General features: G+C 69.7%; 17 protein-coding genes. 9 read left to right on the plus strand and 8 right to left on the minus strand.

What is annotated here, in order from left to right; translation table 11 throughout:
• Positions 1–245 precede the first annotated feature (245 nt).
• Positions 246–1,625, plus strand: coding sequence for a M14 family metallopeptidase (locus GAS53_RS21985; RefSeq protein WP_151479377.1), 1,380 nt, complete (start codon positions 246–248; stop codon positions 1,623–1,625).
• A 79-nt stretch (positions 1,626–1,704) separates the two neighbouring features.
• Here GAS53_RS21985 and GAS53_RS21990 read toward each other — a convergent pair whose 3' ends face one another.
• From GAS53_RS21990 to GAS53_RS22010, 5 genes are all read right to left on the minus strand, one after another.
• Entirely contained in the window at positions 1,705–2,316 is a 612-nt protein-coding gene (locus tag GAS53_RS21990) for a hypothetical protein (RefSeq protein ID WP_151479378.1), read from the minus strand.
• Positions 2,317–2,374: 58 nt separating this feature from the next.
• Positions 2,375–3,976 carry a GntP family permease gene (locus GAS53_RS21995; RefSeq protein ID WP_192583223.1) on the minus strand — a complete coding sequence of 534 codons (1,602 nt, stop codon included), beginning with the start codon at positions 3,974–3,976 and terminating at the stop codon, positions 2,375–2,377.
• 184 nt (positions 3,977–4,160) lie between these two features.
• Complete coding sequence (locus GAS53_RS22000) at positions 4,161–4,583, minus strand: RidA family protein (protein WP_151479379.1); 423 nt, start codon at positions 4,581–4,583, stop codon at positions 4,161–4,163.
• Positions 4,580–5,344 carry an IclR family transcriptional regulator gene (locus GAS53_RS22005; RefSeq protein ID WP_151479380.1) on the minus strand — a complete coding sequence of 255 codons (765 nt, stop codon included), beginning with the start codon at positions 5,342–5,344 and terminating at the stop codon, positions 4,580–4,582. The genes GAS53_RS22000 and GAS53_RS22005 overlap by 4 nt, the downstream gene beginning before the upstream one ends.
• On the minus strand, positions 5,341–6,534 hold the full coding sequence (locus GAS53_RS22010; protein WP_263974154.1) for a sugar kinase: 1,194 nt from the start codon (positions 6,532–6,534) through the stop codon (positions 5,341–5,343). Before GAS53_RS22010 ends, GAS53_RS22005 begins: the two co-directional genes overlap by 4 nt.
• Positions 6,535–6,723: 189 nt before the next feature.
• Between GAS53_RS22010 and GAS53_RS22015 the strand changes: the two genes are divergently transcribed.
• Together GAS53_RS22015 and GAS53_RS22020 are read left to right on the plus strand one after the other, a co-directional pair.
• Positions 6,724–8,028 (plus strand): amino acid deaminase, encoded by a 1,305-nt coding sequence (locus GAS53_RS22015; protein WP_151479381.1) that lies wholly within the window; start codon positions 6,724–6,726, stop codon positions 8,026–8,028.
• Positions 8,029–8,037: 9 nt separating this feature from the next.
• Positions 8,038–9,660 carry an N-acyl-D-amino-acid deacylase family protein gene (locus GAS53_RS22020; protein WP_151479382.1) on the plus strand — a complete coding sequence of 541 codons (1,623 nt, stop codon included), beginning with the start codon at positions 8,038–8,040 and terminating at the stop codon, positions 9,658–9,660.
• A 27-nt stretch (positions 9,661–9,687) separates the two neighbouring features.
• Here the strand turns inward: GAS53_RS22020 and GAS53_RS22025 are convergent, their stop codons facing one another.
• Both GAS53_RS22025 and GAS53_RS22030 read right to left on the minus strand, forming a co-directional pair.
• A complete protein-coding gene (locus tag GAS53_RS22025) occupies positions 9,688–10,596 on the minus strand; it encodes a trypsin-like peptidase domain-containing protein (protein ID WP_151479383.1) in 909 nt (302 codons plus the stop codon).
• Between the two features lie 124 nt (positions 10,597–10,720).
• Positions 10,721–11,419 carry a hypothetical protein gene (locus GAS53_RS22030; protein ID WP_151479384.1) on the minus strand — a complete coding sequence of 233 codons (699 nt, stop codon included), beginning with the start codon at positions 11,417–11,419 and terminating at the stop codon, positions 10,721–10,723.
• A gap of 200 nt (positions 11,420–11,619) precedes the next feature.
• Between GAS53_RS22030 and GAS53_RS22035 the strand changes: the two genes are divergently transcribed.
• The 6 genes from GAS53_RS22035 (at position 11,620) to GAS53_RS22060 (ending at position 18,266) form a co-directional block, all read left to right on the plus strand.
• Positions 11,620–12,831, plus strand: coding sequence for a pyridoxal phosphate-dependent aminotransferase (locus tag GAS53_RS22035; protein ID WP_151479385.1), 1,212 nt, complete (start codon positions 11,620–11,622; stop codon positions 12,829–12,831).
• A 103-nt stretch (positions 12,832–12,934) separates the two neighbouring features.
• Positions 12,935–13,348: an SCO4983 family protein gene (locus GAS53_RS22040; RefSeq protein WP_151479386.1), complete on the plus strand. Its 414-nt coding sequence runs from the start codon at positions 12,935–12,937 to the stop codon at positions 13,346–13,348.
• Positions 13,349–13,825: 477 nt separating this feature from the next.
• Positions 13,826–14,902, plus strand: a complete 1,077-nt coding sequence (locus tag GAS53_RS22045; protein WP_151479387.1) for a hypothetical protein — start codon at positions 13,826–13,828, stop codon at positions 14,900–14,902.
• Positions 14,903–14,915: 13 nt separating this feature from the next.
• Positions 14,916–16,118: a toxic anion resistance protein gene (locus tag GAS53_RS22050; protein WP_151479388.1), complete on the plus strand. Its 1,203-nt coding sequence runs from the start codon at positions 14,916–14,918 to the stop codon at positions 16,116–16,118.
• Entirely contained in the window at positions 16,115–17,671 is a 1,557-nt protein-coding gene (locus GAS53_RS22055; protein WP_225859028.1) for a substrate-binding and vWA domain-containing protein, read from the plus strand. The genes GAS53_RS22050 and GAS53_RS22055 overlap by 4 nt, the downstream gene beginning before the upstream one ends.
• Positions 17,658–18,266: a hypothetical protein gene (locus tag GAS53_RS22060; protein WP_151479389.1), complete on the plus strand. Its 609-nt coding sequence runs from the start codon at positions 17,658–17,660 to the stop codon at positions 18,264–18,266. The genes GAS53_RS22055 and GAS53_RS22060 overlap by 14 nt, the downstream gene beginning before the upstream one ends.
• 285 nt (positions 18,267–18,551) lie before the next feature.
• Here GAS53_RS22060 and GAS53_RS22065 read toward each other — a convergent pair whose 3' ends face one another.
• On the minus strand, positions 18,552–20,384 hold the full coding sequence (locus GAS53_RS22065; protein ID WP_151479390.1) for a phosphoenolpyruvate carboxykinase (GTP): 1,833 nt from the start codon (positions 20,382–20,384) through the stop codon (positions 18,552–18,554).
• Positions 20,385–20,420: the final 36 nt, after the last annotated feature.

The raw sequence follows: 20,420 nt of genomic DNA on the forward strand, positions 1-20,420 counted from the left end.
GCAGTTCCCCGCGCCCCTGACGGGGCGCACCTGGCGCCTCGTCAGTTTTCGGCCGGTTCACGCTGTCTGATTTCGGCCTGGTCTTGACCCGAACATGCCATGCCTCCACGATGAGCGCCACACCCGCATACGGGGTCTCGTCGGCACTTTCGGCGGACACCCCGGCACGTCGCACTGATCCACCCCCCGCTCCACTCCCCACACTTCCGGTGATCCCGGATTTTCTGGAGAACCAAGGAGAATTCATGCGACTCAGCCCCAAAGGGAGCGGCGGCACTCCCGCCGCACCGGCCCCACCGCGCAGACGCGGCCGACGCACCGCCGTCTTCGCCACACTCCTCGCCCTGGCCCTCGCGGCCCCCATAGCCGCCACGACCAGCGCGACCGGCGCCCCTGGAGCGGCTCCCGCCTCCGACACGGACGAGATCCGCCAGTACGAGATCCATGTGCACGGCAGCACCACGGCCACGCGTACCGCGATCGCCCAGACCGGTGTGTCGATCGACGAGGCCGACGAGGAGACCGTCGTCGTCTCGGGCCGCGCGGCCCATGCGAAGAAGCTGCGGCAACTCGGTTATGAGGTCTCGGAACTCGGCACCGCCCCGGACCGGTCGAGCGCCGCGGACGTCGGCGTGCTCGACTTCCCCTCCGCCGACTCGCGCTATCACAACTACGCCGAGATGAACACGGAGATCGACCAGCGCCTCTCGGCCTACCCGAGCATCATGAGCAAGCGCGTGATCGGGAAGTCGTACCAGGGCCGGGACATCGTCGCCATCAAGATCAGCGACAACGTCGCGACCGACGAGTCCGAGCCCGAGGTCCTGTTCACCCACCACCAGCACGCGCGCGAGCACCTCACGGTGGAGATGGCGCTCTACCTGATGCGCGAGCTGGGCGCCGGGTACGGCTCCGACTCCCGCGTGACGAACATGGTGAACAACCGCGAGATCTGGATCGTCCCGGACCTCAACCCGGACGGCGGCGAGTACGACATCGCGTCCGGCGCCTACCGCTCATGGCGCAAGAACCGCCAGCCCAACAGCGGTTCGTCGTACGTCGGTACCGACATGAACCGCAACTGGAACTACCGCTGGGGCTGCTGCGGCGGCTCGTCCGGCTCGACGTCCTCCGAGACCTACCGGGGTTCCGCTCCCGAGTCCGCGCCCGAGGTGAAGGTCGTCGCCGACTTCGTGCGCAGCCGGGTGGTCGGCGGCACGCAGCAGATCAAGGCGGGCGTCGACTTCCACACGTACAGCGAGCTGGTGCTGTGGCCGTTCGGCTACACGACCGCGGACACGACCACTGGTATGACGGCCGACGATCGCAACGCCTTCGCCGCGGTCGGGCAGAAGATGGCCGCCAGTAACGGGTACACGGCCGAGCAGTCCAGCGACCTTTACATCACCGACGGGTCGATCGACGACTATCTGTGGGGCAGCCAGAAGATCTTCGGCTACACCTTCGAGATGTATCCCTCGTCCAGTGGCGGGGGTGGTTTCTACCCGCCCGACGAGGTCATCGAGCGGGAGACGTCGCGTAACCGGGACGCGGTGCTGCAGTTGCTGGAGAACGCCGACTGCATGTACCGGTCCATCGGGAAGGAAGCGCAGTACTGCAGTTGATCAATGATTCGGTCGTGGGGAACTGCGGGGCCGTTGTGGCTGGTCGCGCAGTTCCCCACGCCCCTTGCTGAGTGTCCCTTTACGGGGCGCTGTCCTCGCTGTCTTCGCTGTCATCGAAATAGGAGTCCAAGACCTCGTCCAGTTGGGTCTCCCACTCCTTGAAGCGGGACCTGGCCGTTGCCTCGATCTCGATCGGGTACCAGCGGCGGTCGGGTGTGTGCACCGTGATGGTGAACCGCTTCCCGAAGCGTGGGGACTCGGTCTCGACGGCGCCGATCTCGTCCCAGCGGAACTCGGCCTCCTGGTCGTCCAAGCGCAGACGTACGCCGCTGTGGTCGGCGACGACCTTCGCGCGGCGGTCGGAGGCCTCGAAGACGGGGCCGCCCTCCGGAGCCTTTGCCGGCTCCACGGGCTCTTCGGGCTCGTCGGGCCCTTCGGGTCCTTCAGGTCCTTCACCGGAAGGCTCGTCGCCGGGCTTCTCCTTGGAGGCCGCCTCATCGGAGGCGGCCTCATCGCCAGGCGAAGCCTCCTCGACGGCCTCTTCGGAGGCCTCCGGCTCAGTGGCCTCGGTGCCCCCCGGCTTGGTGTCCTTCGGCTCGGCGGGGCGCGGGCCCGTGATGCCGGGCACGAACGCCGGGTCGACCGCGGCGCCTTGCAGGGGCGGGATGTTGGGTCCTATGCGCTGCTCCACAGCGGGCAGTATGGTCGACGATCCTGTGTCGAGAACAGCCGGTCCCCGGTTCGTCCCGCTATATGAAGACGCTCAGTAGGGCCGCCACGACGAAACCGGCCACCGACAGCACCGTCTCCAGGACCGTCCAGGACTTGAGGGTGTCGCGTTCGGAGATGCCGAAGTACTTGGCGACGATCCAGAAGCCTCCGTCGTTGACGTGCGAGGCGAAGATCGAACCGGCCGAGATCGCCATGATGATCAGCGCGAGGTGGGCCTGCGAGAGGTCCTGCCCCTCGACGAGCGGGACGACGATTCCGGCGGTGGTGACGATGGCGACCGTCGCCGAGCCCTGTGCGACCCGCAGCACGACGGAGATCAGCCAGGCCAGCAGGATGACCGGCAGGCCGACGTCGTTGAAGGTGTCGGCGAGCGCGTCCGCGATGCCCGAGCCCTTGAGTACGGCACCGAAGATGCCGCCCGCGCCGACCACGAGCAGGATGTTGCCGACCGGCTTGAGGGAGGCGGTCGACACCGTCTCCAGGGACTTGCGGGACCAGCCGCGCCGGATGCCCAGCAGGTAGTACGCCATGAGCAGCGCGATGGTCAGGGCGACGAAGGGGTGCCCGAAGAACTCGATGACCGAGCGGAGGGTCGACGGGTCAAGGGCGATGGAGGAGAAGGTCGCGGCGAGGATCAGCAGCAGCGGCGTACCGATGATGAGGAATACGGTGGAGAGGGAAACCGGCTGCTCGTCCGGGTCGTCGTCCGGGGCCGGGGTCTCGGCGAGGGCGACCGAACCGGTGCCCGCGCCAGTTCCCGCACCAGTTCCCGCACCGGTGCCCGCACCGGCGTCACCGCCGGTGGCTCCCGTCGAACGGGCGGCGGCCCGGCGCGCGGCACGCTCCGCGGCGACAGCGGCCTTCGCCTCGTCAGCGGCCTCGACCATGTCCTGCGGTACGGGGACGAAGAGGCGCTTGCCGATCCAGGCGGCGTACGCCCAGGCGGCCAGCACGGCCGGGATGCCGACGACGATGCCCATCAGGATGACCCAGCCCAGGTCCACCTCGAACAGTCCGGCGGCGGCGACCGGGCCGGGGTGCGGGGGCAGGAACGCGTGGGTCATCGACAGGCCCGCGAGCAGCGGCATGCAGTAGAGCAGGATCGACTTGCCGGAGCGCTTGGCGGCGGCGTACACGATCGGCGCGAGGACGAAGATGCCGACGTCGAAGAAGACCGGGACGCCGAAGATGAGGCCGGTCAGGCCCATGGCTAGCGGGGCGCGCTTCTCGCCGAAGAGGTTGAGCAGTCGGGCGGAGAGTGCCTCCGCGCCGCCCGACACCTCGAGGATCGCGCCGAGCATCGTGCCGAGGCCGATGATGATCGTGACGTGGCCGAGGATGCCGCCCATGCCCGTCTCGATCATCGAGACGGCGTTGGATCGCTGGACGGTGCCGAAGAGTTCGGTGACGGAGAGGCCGGCCGAGAGGCCGACGGCTATCGATACGGCGAGCAGCGCGACGAACGGCTGGAGCCTGACCTTGATGATCAGGACGAGGAGAAGAACGATGCCGAGGGCTGCGACCGTGAGTAGGCCTGCGGTGCCGTCTATGAGGAGGAGCAGGCCGCCTGTGTGGGGTGGGGTTTCTGGGGTGGGTGTGGCTGCGAGGAGGGATGACATGGGGAGGGCCTCTTCTTAAGGGCATGGTGTTTTTGGGCAGGGGGGATCGCCGTACGGGGTGCGGGGTTTGTGGGGGGTGGTGCTGATGGCTGCCGGGTGCGGCCTCGTTGTGGCTGGTCGCGCCCACGCGGCGGAGCCGCACATCGATACAGCCCCGCGCCCCTTCAGGGCGCGGGGGTGAGCCTCAGTTGTCCAGTACCGCCAGTGCGTCGATCTCGATGAGGAGCCCGGCCGGGAGGCCCACGTAGACCGTCGTGCGGGCGGCGGGAGGCGCGGTGAGGCCCTGCTCCTCGAAGTACGCGTTGTAGATCGCGTTCATCTCGGCGAAGTGGTCGACGTCCGTGAGGTAGACGCGGATCATCATCGCGTCGTCCCAGGAGGCGCCGCCCTCTTCGAGGATGGCCTTGACGTTGGCGAGGGTCTGGAGGGTCTGCTCGCGCAGGGTGGGGCCGGCGGGCGTGGGCGGCTGCCCTTCGACCGCGGGCAGGAAGCCGACCTGGCCCGCGACCTGGAGGATGTTCCCCTTCCTGACGCCGTGCGAGAACTTGGCGGGCGGGGCGGTGTGGGTCTTGGGGGTGAGGGCTGTCTTCTCGGTCTTGTCAGTCATGAACTGCTTTCCTTCGCGGGGGTCCTGCCGGAGTACTCGCCGCTGATGGCATCCGCCGTACGGCGCACCAGTGGGAGCAGCGTGAGGAGTTCGTCGGCGGTGACGACGACGTTCGGGGCGGAGACGGACATGGCGGCGACGACACGTCCGTCGGTGCCGCGGATGGGGGCGGCGACGCAGTTGATGGACTCCTCGTGGCCGCCGAGGTCGGTGGCCCAGCCCTGGTCCCGTACCTTCTCCAACTCCCGCAGGAACGCAGGTGCGTTGGGGATCGAGCGGGACGTGTACATGGGGTAGTCGAGCTTCTCCGCGAGGGTGCGGCGCTCGGGTTCGGGGAGGTCGGCGAGGAGCAGCTTGGCGACGGCGGCGACGGTGATGGCGACGGGCTTTCCGATACGGGAGTACATGCGCACCGGGTAGCGGCTCTCGACCTTGTCGATGTAGAGGACCTCGCCCTCCTCGTGCACGGCGAGGTGGACGGTGTGTCCGCACTGCTCGTTGAGGCGTACGAGGTGGGGGTGGGCGATCTCGCGGACGTCGAGGTTCTCGACGGCCTCCTGGGCGAGCGCGAAGAGGCGGGCGCCGAGGCGGTAGCGCTGGTCGGACTGGCGGTAGACCAGGCCGTGCTCGTGGAGCGTGCGCAGGAGGCGGAGCGCGGTGGACTTGTGGACACCAAGGCGCTCGGCGACCTGCCCGAGGTCGGCGGGGCCCTCGGCAAGCAACGGCAGGATGCTCAGCGCGCGGTCGACGGTCTGGCTCATGGGGTACGTACCTCCTCCTGGGCCCGATCAACGACTCGATCTGCGGCTTGCGTCCAGCCGGGGCCGAGTCGAAGTGTCCCCCACGCGTCGTCGTCGAGTGCGGCGAGCCGGTCGGCGTGGTCGCGGGAGGGGGGCTCCCCCAGGTCTCCGGGCACGGTGAGCGCGGCGGCGGCCATGAGATGCCCGTGCCTGAGCCGGTCCCGGACGGGCAGTCCGCGCAGGGTCGCGGAGAGGAACCCGGCGGCAAAGGCGTCACCCGCGCCGACGGGAGCCACCACGTCCACGCGGAGGGCGGGGACGTGGGTGACGGTGTCGGGGCCGGGCGCACAGGCAGCTCGTTCGAAGACCGTGGCCCCCCGCCCGCCGTCCTTGACGACGAGTACCCGCGGTTCGGGGAGCGCGGCGCGGATCGCGGCGGGGCCGCCGGTGACGCCCCAGGCGGCCTCGGCCTCGTCTGTGCCGACGAAGACGAGGTCGCTGCCGCGGGCCAGGGCGAGGAGGGTGGCGCCCGCCTGGGCGGGGTCCCGCCAAAGGCCTACGCGGTAGTTGACGTCGAACGAGATCAGGGGGCGGCCCGGGCGAGGGGCCGTGAGGTCGCGCAGAAGAGCGAGGCAGTCGTCCGAGAGCGCGGCCGTGATGCCGGAGAGATGGAGCACGCGACCGGAGCGGATCTCGTTCCCGGGCATGTTCGCGGGGGACATGGCGGACGCGGCGGAACCGGTGCGGTAGTAGACGACCTCTGCGAGAGTCTCGGCCGTCTTCACCATCTCTGCCGCCCCGGTCGTCTCCGCGGTGACCGCGGCCTCCACCGGAGAACCCCCGTCGGCGGCCGCCATGAAGGACTTCCCCACGCCCCGCGCGCCCGGCGTGAGCGCCCGCTCCCCCGCTGTGCGGAAGTAGATGCCGGTGGGCCGGGCCGGATCGACCTGCACGGCGCTCGTGTCGACACCGTGCGCGGCGATCCGTTCCACCAGGTGCTGCCCGAAGCCGTCGGCGCCGATCCGGCTGACCCACTTCGCGGAATGCCCGGCGGCAGCCAGCCCGCACGCCACATTGGATTCCGCGCCACCTATCGCCCGCTCGAACGACGGCACGTCGGCGAGGCGTCCCGGGCGGGACGGGAGGAACGTGACCATGGACTCGCCGAGCGTGACGACATCCACGGCGTCCAATACGTCCACGACGTCCACAGCGCGCGCGGGGTCGCGTTCGGTGCCGACGGCCGGTCCGGTGGGGGTCACGATGGCTGGGGCTCCTCGTCGCTGGCGCGGGTCTCAGCGGCTCCGTTGACCCGGCGTTGGCCGAGATGTTAGACAGCAGTAAGCGACATACGCAATGACTGTTGCATATATTGCAACGACCCTCATCAGGGAGGCTCCATGGCCGCCGACTCAGCCGACTCAGCCGCCGGCACCGTCGCAGAACGTCTCGCCGCGCTCGCGGAGGAGCGCGTCGACCACCGTTTCAAGGGCCTCCCGCCCGACGCCGACGGCCTGACCGTCGGCGAGCTGGCCGCCCAGCGCCGCAACCTCTTCACCGACGGCTTCACCACCCCCGTCCTCGCCCTCTCCGCCGAGCGCCTGGAACACAACCTCCGGCTCATGGAGACGTACACGACCCGCCACGGTCTCTCCTTCGCCCCGCACGGCAAGACCTCGATGGCCCCCCAGCTCTTCCACCGCCAGATCGAGCACGGCGCGTGGGGCATCACCCTCGCCGTGCCGCACCAGGTGCGCGTGGCACGGGCCTTCGGCATCCAACGCGTGTTCCTCGCCAATGAGTTGGTGGACCCGGCGGCACTCAAGTGGGTCTCCTCGCAGCTGGCCGCCGACCCGGCCTTCCAGCTCATCTGCTACGTCGACTCCGTGCGCGGCGTCGAGTTGATGGACGCCGCGCTGCGCGGAGCGGCCCGCCCGGTGGACGTCGTCGTCGAACTGGCCGCGGGCGAGGGCGCCCGGACCGGCGTACGGACGGAGGCGGAGTGCGCGGCGGTCGCGGACGCGGTAGCGGCCGTGGACACGCTGCGGCTGGTGGGCGTCGCCGGGTACGAGGGCGAGGTGCCGGACGCGAACCCGGAGCGGGTGCACGCGTGGCTGCGGCGTCTCGTCGCGCTGGCCGCCGACTTCGACAAGGCGGGCCGCTTCGCCGAAGCGGGCCTCGACGAGATCGTGGTGAGCGCCGGCGGCAGCGCCTGGTTCGACGCGGTGGCCGACGTCTTCGCCGAGCTTCCCGAACTCTCCCTGCCCGTACTGAAGTTGCTGCGCTCCGGTGCGTACGTCTCGCACGACGACGGCCACTACCGCAAGATCACCCCCTTCACCCGGGTCCCCGAGGAGGGCGCGCTCCACCCCGCCTTCCGCCTCTGGGCCCAGGTCGTCTCCCGCCCCTCCCCCGAGCAGGCCTTCGTCAACGCGGGCAAGCGCGACGCGGCGTACGACCTGGATCTGCCGGAGGTCCAGGTGATCCGCTCGGACGCCGGCGAACGCCCGGCGACCGGCATCACGATCACCGCCCTCTCCGACCAGCACGCCTGGGTCCGCACGGCCCCGGAGGCCGATCTCCAGATCGGCGACTGGGTGGGCATGGGCCTCTCGCACCCCTGCACGTCCTTCGACAAGTGGCAGCTGATCCCGCTGGTGGAGCCGGACGGCACGGTCGTCGACTACATCCGTACCTACTTCTAGGAGCCCGGCATGGATCTCGTCATCCGCGACGCCGAGGTCGTCGACGGCAGCGGAGAGCCCTCCTACCGCGCCGACGTGGCCATCAAGGACGGCAGAATCGCCTCGATCGTCAAGGAGGCCGCCGCGGCCGGCTGCCAGCGTCCCATCGCCCGCCGCACGCTCGACGCCGAGGGCCTCGTCCTCTCCCCCGGCTTCATCGACATGCACGCCCACAGTGACCTGGCCCTCCTCCGCGACCCCGACCACAGCGCGAAGGCCGCACAGGGCGTGACGCTCGAAGTCATCGGCCAGGACGGCCTGTCGTACGCCCCGGTGGACGACCGGACGCTCGGCGAGGTGCGGAAGGCGATCACCGGCTGGAACGGCTACGGCGACGACATCGACTTCGACTGGCGGTCCGTGGGCGAGTACCTGGACCGTCTGGACCACGGCTTCGAAGGCCGGGGTATCGCGGTGAACGCCGCCTACCTCATCCCCCAGGGCACCGTACGCATGCTCGCCGTCGGCTGGGACGACCGCGAGGCAGCGCCCCAAGAGCTGGACAGAATGCGGCAGTTGGTCGCGGAGGGGATGCAACAGGGCGCGGTCGGTATGTCGTCGGGGCTCACCTACACGCCCGGCATGTACGCCAAGGACGCCGAACTCACCGAACTGTGCAGGGTGGTGGCCGCGTACGACGGCTACTACTGCCCGCACCACCGCTCGTACGGAGCCGGCGCCCTGGACGCGTACAGGGAGATGGTGGACCTGACCCGGGAGGCGGGCTGCCCGCTCCATCTGGCCCACGCCACCATGAACTTCGGCGTGAACAAGGGCAAGGCGCCCGACCTGCTGACGCTCCTGGACGAGGCGCTCGCGGCCGGCGCGGACATCAGCCTGGACACGTACCCGTACACGCCCGGCTGCACCACTCTCGTGGCGATGCTGCCCAGTTGGGCGAGCGAGGGCGGCCCCGAGGCGATCCTCGCCCGTCTGAAGGACGACGAGACCGCCGAACGGATCCGCCACCACATGGAGGTCATCGGCGCGGACGGCTGCCACGGCGTTCCCATCGAGTGGGACACCATCGAGATCTCCGGCGTGACCGACCCGGCGCTCGCGCCCCATGTGGGCCGGACGGTCCGGCAGTCGGCCGACGCCCGCGGCGAGGCCCCCTGGACCACCGCCCGCCGCCTGCTCGTCGAGGACGGCCTCGGCTCGACGATCCTCCAGCATGTCGGCCACGAGGAGAACGTCCAGCAGATCATGCGCCACCGCGTGCACACGGGCGGCTCCGACGGCATCCTCCGGGGCGACAAGCCGCACCCGCGCGCGTACGGCACGTTCCCGCACTATCTCGGCCGGTACGTAAGGGAGTTGGGCGTGCTCTCCTTGGAGGAATGCGTCGCCCATCTCACGTCACGACCGGCCGCCCGCCTCCGTCTGCCCGACCGCGGCCTCGTCCGCGAGGGCCACCGCGCCGACCTGGTCCTCTTCGATCCTGCGACGGTCGCCGCGGGTTCGACCTTCGAGGCGCCGCGTACGCTCCCGACCGGCATCCCGCACGTCCTGATCGACGGCCGCTTCGTCATCGAGGACGGCCGCCGGACGGACCAACTGGCGGGACGGGCGGTCCGCCGGACTCCCGGGTGACCGCCCGCCCTTGAACGACTACGCGACCTATGGCGTGGGCAGCGTGCACCCGCTGCGGCTCAGGTCGATCTTGTTGTCGAGCCCGACGCACGGCACGATCTGGTACGTCTCCTGGCCGTAGTTGATGCCCTGGCGGACGGTGACGTTGCCGCTCTCGTCCACCTCGCAGGGGTTGTTGTCGGTGCAGCGCCCGCCGTCCTCGTTACCGGTGTTGTTGACGGCGACGACCTTGCCGGTGGCGTCGTCGATGACGGGCGAACCCGAGGTGCCGCCGATGGTGTTGCAGGCGGAGGTGTACCGGATCGAGTCCTTCCAGGTCCAGGACCCCTCCTTCAGGCGGTAGGCGAACCCGTCGATGCTGCACGAGTAGATCCGCTTCCAGTAGCCCGAGACCACCTTGATGGCCGTACCGGCCGTCGGGTGCGAGGCGTTGAGTTCCAGCGCCGATATGCCGTACGAGTTCTGGATCTGCTGGTACGTGCTGGTCAGCTGGTACAGCGAGACGTCCGTGTCGGTCATCGTCGCGTACGCGATCTTGCTGGCCCGGAGCGTCGCGACTCTCGTGCCCGCGGAGTTGAGCAGGCCGAAGGTGCGGGTGGAGGGCTGGTCGACGATGACCTCGCCCGGCCCGGGGAATCCGCTCTCGAGGCAGTGGCCGTTGGAGAGCACGAGAGCGGGGTCGTCCGCCTCCGAGTCCGGCATGCGCACGACCGAGCCGGAACAGTTGCTGAGCGCCACGGTTCCGGCGAAGTCGACCGCCTGGGGCGCGGGCGCCTTCCCGGGGAGCACCTGCTCGGCGAGCGACGTGACCTGACCCGCGAGCCGTTCCGTGATCGGTTCCGTCGCCGTGTCGCCACTGGTGGCGGCCGCTGCCGGAGCCATGCCCGCCCCGGTGATCACCAGGGCTCCGAGCACGGCAAGGAGAGGCTTCTTCATGTGGGGGGTCCCCTCTTGCGACTTCGGCGGCCGGAAGTCTTCCGGCCACCTTCCGTTTTGTCATGCGCATTCTGAGGGGGAGGGAGGCGACGGGGCAAGGAGTTGAATTCGGCCCGCCCACCTGCTACTTGGGGCCCTTGGTGGAGCCCTGGCCACGACCGGGATTGTCACCGCCGTTGCCACGGCTCGGCTCGCCGGTGGTGGCGGGGGCGGTGGTCGTGGGGGCCTTCGTGGCGGGTTCACCGGAGTCGCCGGAGCCGCCGGGCCGGGACTCGCTCGGCGAGGGGCTTGCCGAGGCGTCGGGTGACGCCTGGTCCGATTTCCCGGGTGAGGTGCCGGACGGGCCGGAGGAGTCGTCCGAGGAGCCGGCCGCACCCTGCCGGTCCGCGGACGAGGAGGAGTGCTGGGCCTTCGGCCCCTTCCGGTCCCCCTCCCCCGAGGAACCAGAGGAATCGGAACCGAAGAGTCCGGCGATCACGACGGCGAGGAGCACGACACCGGCCGCGCCCGCGGCGACGGCCCCGCGGCGCATCAGCCGGGTCCGGCGGCGGCGCATCAGCCGGTCGCGACGGCCCACTCCCTCGGGGAGAGCCGGGACCGAGTCACGCCGGGGCTCGACGGCGGGACCGACGGCAGAGGCGACGGCGGGGCCGGCCATGGGTTCGGCGGGGTCGAGGCGGACCGTGTCGTCGTAAGCGTTCTGCCAGCCGTGGGCGACCGCCGGATCCGCGTACTCGTCGTACGGCAGGTCCGTGTCGGCGATCGGGTGGTACACACTCGGCAGACCCTGAGCGTCGCCGTTCTCCCGGTTCGCGCCGTTCATGACGTACGCACCGGTCGTATCGTTCGCGTCATATGCGTCGTACGTGCCACTCTCGCGCTGAGGATCCGGAACATGGCCGCGCATTGTAGGGACACGAGGGGCCTTCGAGGCAGCTACCGACGATAACGGCCCAAACCATCTCGTCTCACGTGGTGGAAAACACGCCGCGGGAACCGTTACTCGGCCGTAAGCTCACGGACATGCAGGTGATCCAGTCGACCAAGCTCGCCAACGTCTGTTACGAGATCCGGGGCCCGGTGCTCGAGGAGGCGATGCGGCTTGAGGCGGCGGGGCATCGCATCCTCAAGCTGAACACGGGAAATCCGGCCGCGTTCGGGTTCGAGTGCCCGCCCGAGATCCTGGAGGACATCCTCCGGAACGTGTCGTCGGCCCATGGGTACGGAGACGCGAAGGGCCTGCTCGCGGCGCGCCGGGCCGTGGTCATGCACAACCAGACGCTCGGCATCGAGACGGACGTCGAGCACGTCTTCATCGGCAACGGCGTCTCCGAGCTGATCGTGATGGCGATGCAGGGGCTGCTGGACGACGGCGACGAGGTGCTCGTACCGACGCCCGACTATCCGCTGTGGACGGCGGCGGTCTCGCTGTCCGGCGGTACGGCCGTCCACTACCGCTGCGACGAGCAGTCCGACTGGATGCCCGACCTCGCGGACATCGAGCGGAAGGTCACCGACCGCACCAAGGCGCTCGTGATCATCAACCCGAACAACCCGACGGGCGCGGTCTACGACGAGGCGATGCTGCGGGGGCTGACCGACATCGCCCGCCGCCACAATCTGCTGGTCTGCTCGGACGAGATCTACGACAAGATCCTGTACGACGACGCCACGCACACGGCGACCGCCAAGATCGCCCCGGACCTGCTGACGCTCACCTTCAACGGGATGTCGAAGGCGTACCGGGTGGCGGGCTACCGGGTCGGGTGGATGTCGATCTCCGGGCCGCGGGCGCACGCCGACTCGTACATCGAGGGGCTGACGATCCTCGCGAACATGCGGCTGTGCGCGAACATGCCGGGTCAGCACGGCGTGGTGGCCGCTCTCAGCGGGCGGCAGACGATCAACGATCTCGTCCTCCCCGGCGGACGGCTGCGGGAGCAGCGGGACGTGGCGCACGACCTGCTGACGCAGATTCCGGGCGTGACGTGCGTGAAGCCGAAGGGGGCTCTCTATCTCTTCCCGCGGCTCGACCCGAAGGTCTTCAAGATCAAGGACGACCGGCAGATGGTGCTGGACCTGCTGCGGGCCGAGAAGATCATGGTGGTGCAGGGGACCGGGTTCAACTGGCCGGAGCCGGATCACTTCCGGGTCGTCACGCTGCCCACGGCCAGGGATCTGACGGACGCGGTGACGCGGATCGGGAACTTCCTGGACGGGTACGGCCAGCCGTGACACTCACGCTGCGTGTACATCGCGACCGGTTTTGCGAACCGGCTCAACTTTAGACGGATTCTAAGCTAGGATGGTTTCCTGTCAGAGCACAGGAGGCCATCCCATGTACGAGCCGATCCGCACCAAGTCGGTCCACACGATGGCCGGCACCGCCGACTTTCCCCACCGGTCGCGCGAGGAGGAGCTGGACATCCAGCTGGCCGGTCACCTCGCGGCGCTGCTCACGGCGACCGACGAGCTGCGCGGTCTCGAACCGTCCGCCGAGCTCGACGTCGCCGCGGAGCGGCTGGCCGAGCAGGTGACGCGGCTGCGCGGGGGCCGTCCGCCGGCCCGCGCGTCGGTGACCGGCACCGCATCCGTTCAGATCGCGGCGCTCCATGAGCGGGCGCACGCTCTCGCGGGCCGCGCCCTCGTCGTCGCGGCGTCCCGCGCGGACACGGCGGCGGCGATCCTGGCCGCCGAGCGCATGGACGCGCACGCGGCGGCCACCGAGGCCCACGCCCTGACCACCCACTGAGCTTCCGGGCTCGCTTCGAGCCGCCGAGCTCACTTCGAGCCTTCGGGCTCCCCCGATCGGCCCCGGTCCGCGCGCATCCGCAGCGACGTGCGGACCGGGCGCCACAGCGCTCCGCTGGGTGCGTGATCAAAACTTCGGGCCCGGGATCCACCTGCGGGCCCGGTGGGGGCTGGTCGCGCAGTTCCCCGCGCCCCTTACGGGGCGCCCGACTGGAGCAGCCCTCTAACGGAGCAGCCCTCTCAGCGGCCTTGGTGAAGTCGACTGCGGTTCGGCAGCGCCCCGGAGGGGCGCGGGGCTGTGACATTTGCGGCTCCGCCGCGGGGCGCGACCAGCCACGACGGACCCGCAGACGATCGACGGACTATCGCGGCACTTCCAGCGGAGCGGGGTGCTCCGGTTGCGTACTGGGATCGGGTGGTCACCCCGTGTTCATCCAGAACGGCGGGGAACGTTGGGTTCCGGGAGCAGGCTCCGGGTGTGAGACGAATAGTCGCCATCGTCCTGGCGGTGTTCCTGATCGGCGGAGTGGCAGCAGCCGTCGTCGCGGGCCGCGAAGAGCAGGACAAGGGCACGGCAACGAAGACCGTGCTGGGAATGATCGGATCGGAGAAGGCGGAGTTCTTCGCCGACCCCGACGTGGTGAACGCCCTCGCTGCCAAGGGCTACACCGTGGAGACGGAGGCCTCCGGGTCCTGGGCCATGGAGGACCTCGACCTCAAGGGATACGACTTCGCCTTCCCTGGCAGTCAGGCGCCCGCCGAGGAGCTGGCCGAGAAGTACGGCGCCCGGCAGCCCCTGCCACGCCCCTTCTACTCGCCCCTCGTGGTCGTGACGCATCGCAGCACCGCCGAGGTACTGGCCGACAACGGCCTCGCGACGCTCCGGACAAAGGGCAACGGCATCCTGAAGATGTCCTCCTATCTCAAGGCAGCCGACCGCGACACGAGGTGGCAGCAGCTCCGGGGCGCCGACAAGTACGGCGAACTGACCGGCACGCTCTTCATCTCCACCACCGACCCGACCAGTTCGAACTCCGGCGCGCTGTACCTCGCCGCCGCCTCGTACGTGGCCGATGGTGGCCGGGTCGCGGACAGCACCGAGGCCGTCGCCCGCACCGCACCCCTGATGCACAAGCTGGTGGGCGTCCAGGGGGCCCAGCAGAGCAGCTCGGACGCGTCGTTCAGGGACTTCGTCAGCGGTGTCGGCAACCCGCTGGTCCTCGTCTACGAGTCGCAGGTCGCCTCACTGCTCGCCCAGGGCCAGGGCGTCGACGACCTGACCGTCCTCTACCCGGACACCACCGCGAACAGCGACCACACCGTCGTCCCCCTCACGGAGGAGGGCCGAGCGCTGGGCGAACTCCTCAGCAAGGACAAGGAGTTGCGGAAGCTGGCGGTGCGGCACGGGTTCCGGCCGCAGGGTGCCGCCGTCGAGTTCACGGCGGCCACCGCCGCCCACACCACGTATCTCAACCAGAAGCTGACCGGCGTCCGGCAGGCGCCCGTGCCCGCCTCCAAGGTGCTGCACGAGATGGCGCGCCAGGCCCGGGGCTAGGGGGAAACCGCAAGTGAGCACCTCGGACAACACCGGAAGCACCGGAAACGCAGCACAGGAATTCACTCTCACCCCGCCCGAGGCCGTCGCCCCGGTGCCCCGGGAAAAGGCCGGCGGTCTCGTGCCGGTCGACGAGTCGGTCCGTACGGACATGGCGCGCAAGGCCACCGAGTACGTCGACGGGCTCGCCGCGCTCGACGCCCGCTCCCCCGAGTTCGCCGGGAAGATCGGGGAGATCGTCGCGCTCGGCTCCGGCGAGATGCGGGGCGCGGCCGCCCAGTCGAACCGCATGCTGGAGCGCACGATCCGCAGCCTGCCCGCGAACGGCGAGGACGCCCAGTCCCGCGTCTCGTCCTCGCTGGTCGAACTCCGGCGCACGGTCGAGGACCTGGACCCGCGCGACCTGCCCGGCGGCAAGGCCCGCAAGCTGCTGTCCCGGCTGCCCGGCGGAAACAAGCTCCGCGACCACGTCGCCAAGTACGCCTCGGCGCAGGGCACATTGAACAAGATCGTCGGCTCGCTGCGCGGCGGCCAGGACGAACTGCGCCGCGACAACGCCGCGTTGCAGACCGAGCGCGTCCGCCTCTGGGACTCGATGGGCAAGCTCCAGGAGTACGTCGTCCTGACGGAGGCCCTGGACGCGGCGGTCGAGCGGCACATCGCCGGCGTGGAGGCGACCGATCCGGCGCAGGCCGACACACTGCGCGCCGACGTCCTCTTCCCCGTCCGGCAGAAGCACCAGGACCTGCTCACCCAGCTCGCGGTGTGCGCCCAGGGCTATCTGGCGATGGACGTGGTCCGCCGCAACAACGACGAGCTGATCAAGGGCGTCGACCGCGCGGCCACCACGACGGTGTCCGCGCTGCGCATCTCCGTGATGCTCGCCTCCGCCCTCGACAACCAGCGCAAGGTCGTCGAGCAGGTCAACGCGCTGCGCGGCACGACGGAGGACCTCATCCGCGGCAACGCGGAGATGCTCGCCACGCAGTCCGGCGAGATCCAGCGCATCGCGGCCGACCCGGCCGTCGGTGCGGAGACGCTCCGCTCGGCCTTCCAGCAGATCTACCAGACCCTCGACGCCATCGACACGTACAAGGCCCAGGCCACCGAGTCCATGGCCGCCACGGTGGAGTCCCTGACCTCCGAACTCCAGCACGCCACGGCGTACTTGGAGCGGTCGAGGTCGAGGGGCGCGCTGGAAGGGGGGCTCGCGTGAGCGTTCGTGTGAGACGAGGGCGTACGGCCCTCGGCGCGGTCCTGCTGCTCGCGGTCACCGCGTGCACGACGACCGCCGAGAAGGACCCCGCCGAGCCCCCGAAGGCCGAACCCGGCACACTCCGCATCCTCGCCTCCAGCGAGCTGAGCGACATGGCCCCGGTCTTCGAGCAGGTCGAGAGGAACACCGGCATCAAGGTCCGGCCCACCTACATGGGCACCCTCGACGCGGTGGACCTCCTCGGAAAGGGCAGGGCAAAGGGCGCGTACGACGCGGTCTGGCTCTCCTCCAACGACTACCTGCGCCTGAATCCCGCCGCCGCGAAGCACATCGTGTCTCAGACCTCGGTCATGTCCAGCCCGGTGGCCATCGGCGTGAAGAACGCCACCGTACGGAAGTTGGGCTGGAAGCCGGAGAGCGTCACCTGGGCGGACATCGAGGGGGCGGTGGCGGACGGGAACCTGACGTACGGCATGACCGACCCCTCCCGCTCCAACTCCGGTTTCTCCACCCTCGTTTCGGTGGCTTCGGGCCTGTCCGACGCCCAGTCGGCGCTCACGGACCGGGACGTGCAGCAGGCGACGCCCCGGCTGAAGGAGTTCTTCAAGGGGCAGCAGCTGACGTCCGGTTCCTCGGGCTGGCTGGCGGAGGCGTACGACCGGCGCGGCAACGTCGACGCGCTGCTCAACTACGAGTCGGTGCTGAAGTCGCGGAAGGACCTGACGGTGATCCGCCCGCGCGACGGCGTGGTCACGGCCGACTACCCGCTCTCCTCGCTCGCCTCCACCGACCAGAGCACCCGCGAGACGGTCCGCCGCCTCACGGACGCCCTGCGCTCCCCGGCGACCCAGCGGCTGATCACCGACCGCACGCTGCGTCGCCCGGTCGTCGCCTCCGTGGCGCCCGCGACCGGACTCGACACCACCCGGCGGCGCGAACTTCCCTTCCCGGGCAGCCGTTCCGTCGCCGACGGGCTCCTGGACGCGTACGAGAACAAGCTGCGCCGGCCCTCGCGGACCGTGTACGTCCTCGACACCTCGGGCTCGATGAGCGAGGACGGGCGGCTCGACCGGCTGAAGAAGGCGCTCACCGATCTGACCGGCGACTTCCGCGACCGTGAGGAGGTGACGCTGATGCCGTTCGGGTCGGCGGTCAAGAGCGTACGCACCCACGTCGTACGGCCCGAGAACCCGCGGTCGGGGCTTGACGGCATCCGCAAGGACACACGGGAGCTCAGCGCCGACGGCGACACCGCGATCTACACGTCGCTGGAGAAGGCGTACGAGCATCTGGGGGCGGACGACGACACGTTCACGTCGATCGTCCTGATGACCGACGGCGAGAACACCGCGGGCGCGGGTCCGAAGGAGTTCGACGGCTTCTACGCCGGGCTCCCCCGCAAGCAGCAGGAGATCCCCGTCTTCCCGATCCTCTTCGGCGACTCCGACCGCGGTGAGCTGGAGCACATCGCCGACCTGACCGGCGGCCGCCTCTTCGACGCCCAGAAGGGCTCGCTCGACGGCGCCTTCGAGGAGATCCGTGGCTACCAATAGGTCCAACAGGCTCGTCGGTTACCTGGAGTCCCGCAAGAACCTCACCGGGAGCGCGCTCGGCATCGTGGGCCTCGGCCTGACCTTCACGGGTCTGGCGGGCGCGTACTGGCCGGTCGTCGTCGCGGGACTGTACGGGGCGGGCGCGCTGATCGCCCCGCCGGAGCGTCCGCCGCTGCCGGACTTCCCGGATCCGTCCGCTCAACTGGACGAGGTGCGGGGGGACTTCGACAAGCTGCGCACCTACTTGGCCGACGTCGAACTGCCGCCCGCCGCGGCGGGCCGCCTCACCGAGCTGACCGAACTCCTCGCGGCCCTGCTGGATCCCGGCTGGGTCGCCGAGGTCCTCGCCCAGGACCCGGACGGGGTGCACACCCTGTCCCGGGCCGTACGGCAGGACATTCCGGAGGCCGTCGACACGTTCGTACGGACTCGGTGGTGGACCCGGATGACGCCCGGCAGCGAGCCGCCGGAGCGGCATCTCGAGCGGCAGCTCGCCGTGCTGCACAAGGAGGCGGAGACCTTGACGACGAACCTCCGAGAGGTCGAGGCCCGCCGTCAGGAGTCCCACACCCGCTACTTGGAGGACCGCTCGTAGCCGTCCTGCTCGGCGGGAGTTCTTCGCCCCCGCCGCCCCTACCCCGTCCCATCCCTGGGGGCTGCGCCCCCAGACCCCCGCTCATCGGCCTAACGGCCTCGTCCTCAAACGCCGGACGGGCTGAAAATCAGCCCCTCCGGCGTTTGAGGAGCGGGGTCTGGGGCGGAGCCCCAGAAGGATGGGACGGGTAGGGGCGGCGGGGGCGAAAGAAAACCCCCGCGGCCGGCCCTGACGACGTCGCAGGTCAGGGCAACTCGGACCGGCCGCGGAGCTGAAACGTGGGCGTCAGCCCAGGCGCTGCACCAGCGCACGGTACTCGTCCCACAGCTCCTTCGGCGTGTGGTCGCCGAAGGTGTTGAGGTGCTCGGGCACCAGCCCGGCCTCCTCGCGCCACACCTCCTTGTCGACGGTGAGCAGGAGGTCCAGGTCGGACTCGGACAGTTCGAGCCCCTCGGTGTCGAAGGCCTCCTTGGTCGGCAGGATGCCGATCGGCGTCTCGACGCCCTCGGCCTTGCCGTCCAGACGGTCCACGATCCACTTCAGGACGCGGCTGTTCTCACCGAAGCCGGGCCAGACGAACTTGCCCTCGTCGTTCTTGCGGAACCAGTTGACGTAGTAGATCTTCGGGAGCTTCGCCTGGTCCTTGTCCTTGGCGACGTCGACCCAGTGGCCCATGTAATCGCCCATGTTGTAGCCGCAGAAGGGGAGCATCGCGAAGGGGTCGCGGCGCAGTTCCCCGACCTTGCCCTCGGCCGCCGCCGTCTTCTCCGACGCCACGTTCGCGCCGAGGAACACACCGTGATTCCAGTCGAAGGACTCGGTCACCAGCGGAACCGCCGTGGCGCGACGCCCGCCGAACAGGATCGCCGAGATCGGCACGCCCTTCGGGTCCTCCCACTCGGGCGCGATGATCGGGCACTGGGAGGCGGGGACGGTGAAGCGGGCGTTCGGGTGGGCGGCCGGCGCCTCGGACTCCGGCGTCCAGTCGTTGCCCTTCCAGTCCGTCAGGTGGGCCGGAGTCTCCTCCGTCATGCCCTCCCACCAGATGTCGTTGTCGTCGGTCAGCGCGACGTTCGTGAAGACGGAGTTGCCCCACAGCGTCTTCATCGCGTTGGCGTTGGTGTGCTCACCGGTACCGGGCGCGACACCGAAGAAACCGGCCTCGGGGTTGATCGCGTACAGCCGGCCGTCCTCGCCGAACCGCATCCAGGCGATGTCGTCACCGATCGTCTCGACCGTCCAGCCGCGGACCGTGGGCTCCAGCATGGCGAGGTTCGTTTTGCCGCAGGCGCTCGGGAAGGCGGCGGCGACGTACTTCGACTCGCCCTGCGGCGGCGTCAGCTTGAGGATCAGCATGTGCTCGGCCAGCCAGCCCTCGTCGCGCGCCATCACGGACGCGATGCGCAGGGCGTAGCACTTCTTGCCGAGCAGCGCGTTGCCGCCGTAGCCGGAGCCGTACGACCAGATCTCGCGAGTCTCCGGGAAGTGCGAGATGTACTTCGTGGAGTTGCAGGGCCACGGCACGTCCTCCTGGCCCTCCTCCAGCGGCGCCCCGAGCGTGTGCACGGCACGCACGAAGAAGCCGTCGGAGCCGAGTTCGTCCAGGACCGGCTGACCCATTCGGGTCATGGTGCGCATGGACACGGCGACGTACGCCGAATCGGTGATCTCGACGCCGATCGCGGAGAGGTCGGAGCCGAGGGGGCCCATGCAGAACGGGACGACGTACATCGTCCGGCCCTTCATCGAGCCTCGGAAGACACCGCCCTTTCCGTCCGTGCCCTGGAAGATCTCCCGCATCTCGGCGGGGGCCTTCCAGTGGTTCGTCGGGCCGGCGTCCTCCTCCTTCTCGGAGCAGATGAACGTCCGGTCCTCGACCCGCGCGACATCGGTCGGGTCGGAGGCGGCGTAGTAGGAGTTGGGGCGCTTGATCGGGTCGAGCTTCTTGAAGGTGCCCTTGCGGACGAGCTCCTCGCTCAGTCGCTCGTATTCGGCCTCTGAGCCGTCACACCAGACCACGCTGTCCGGCTGCGTCAGTTCGGCGATCTCGTTGACCCACGAGATCAGTTCCTGATGGTTGGTGGGAACGGTTGAGGGAGCCGCGATGTCGCGCGCCACGATTGCTCCTAGATGAGGGATTTTTTGTTGAATGCC

It is taken from the genome of Streptomyces albicerus (assembly GCF_008905045.1).
GTDB classification, from domain to species: domain Bacteria; phylum Actinomycetota; class Actinomycetes; order Streptomycetales; family Streptomycetaceae; genus Streptomyces; species Streptomyces albicerus.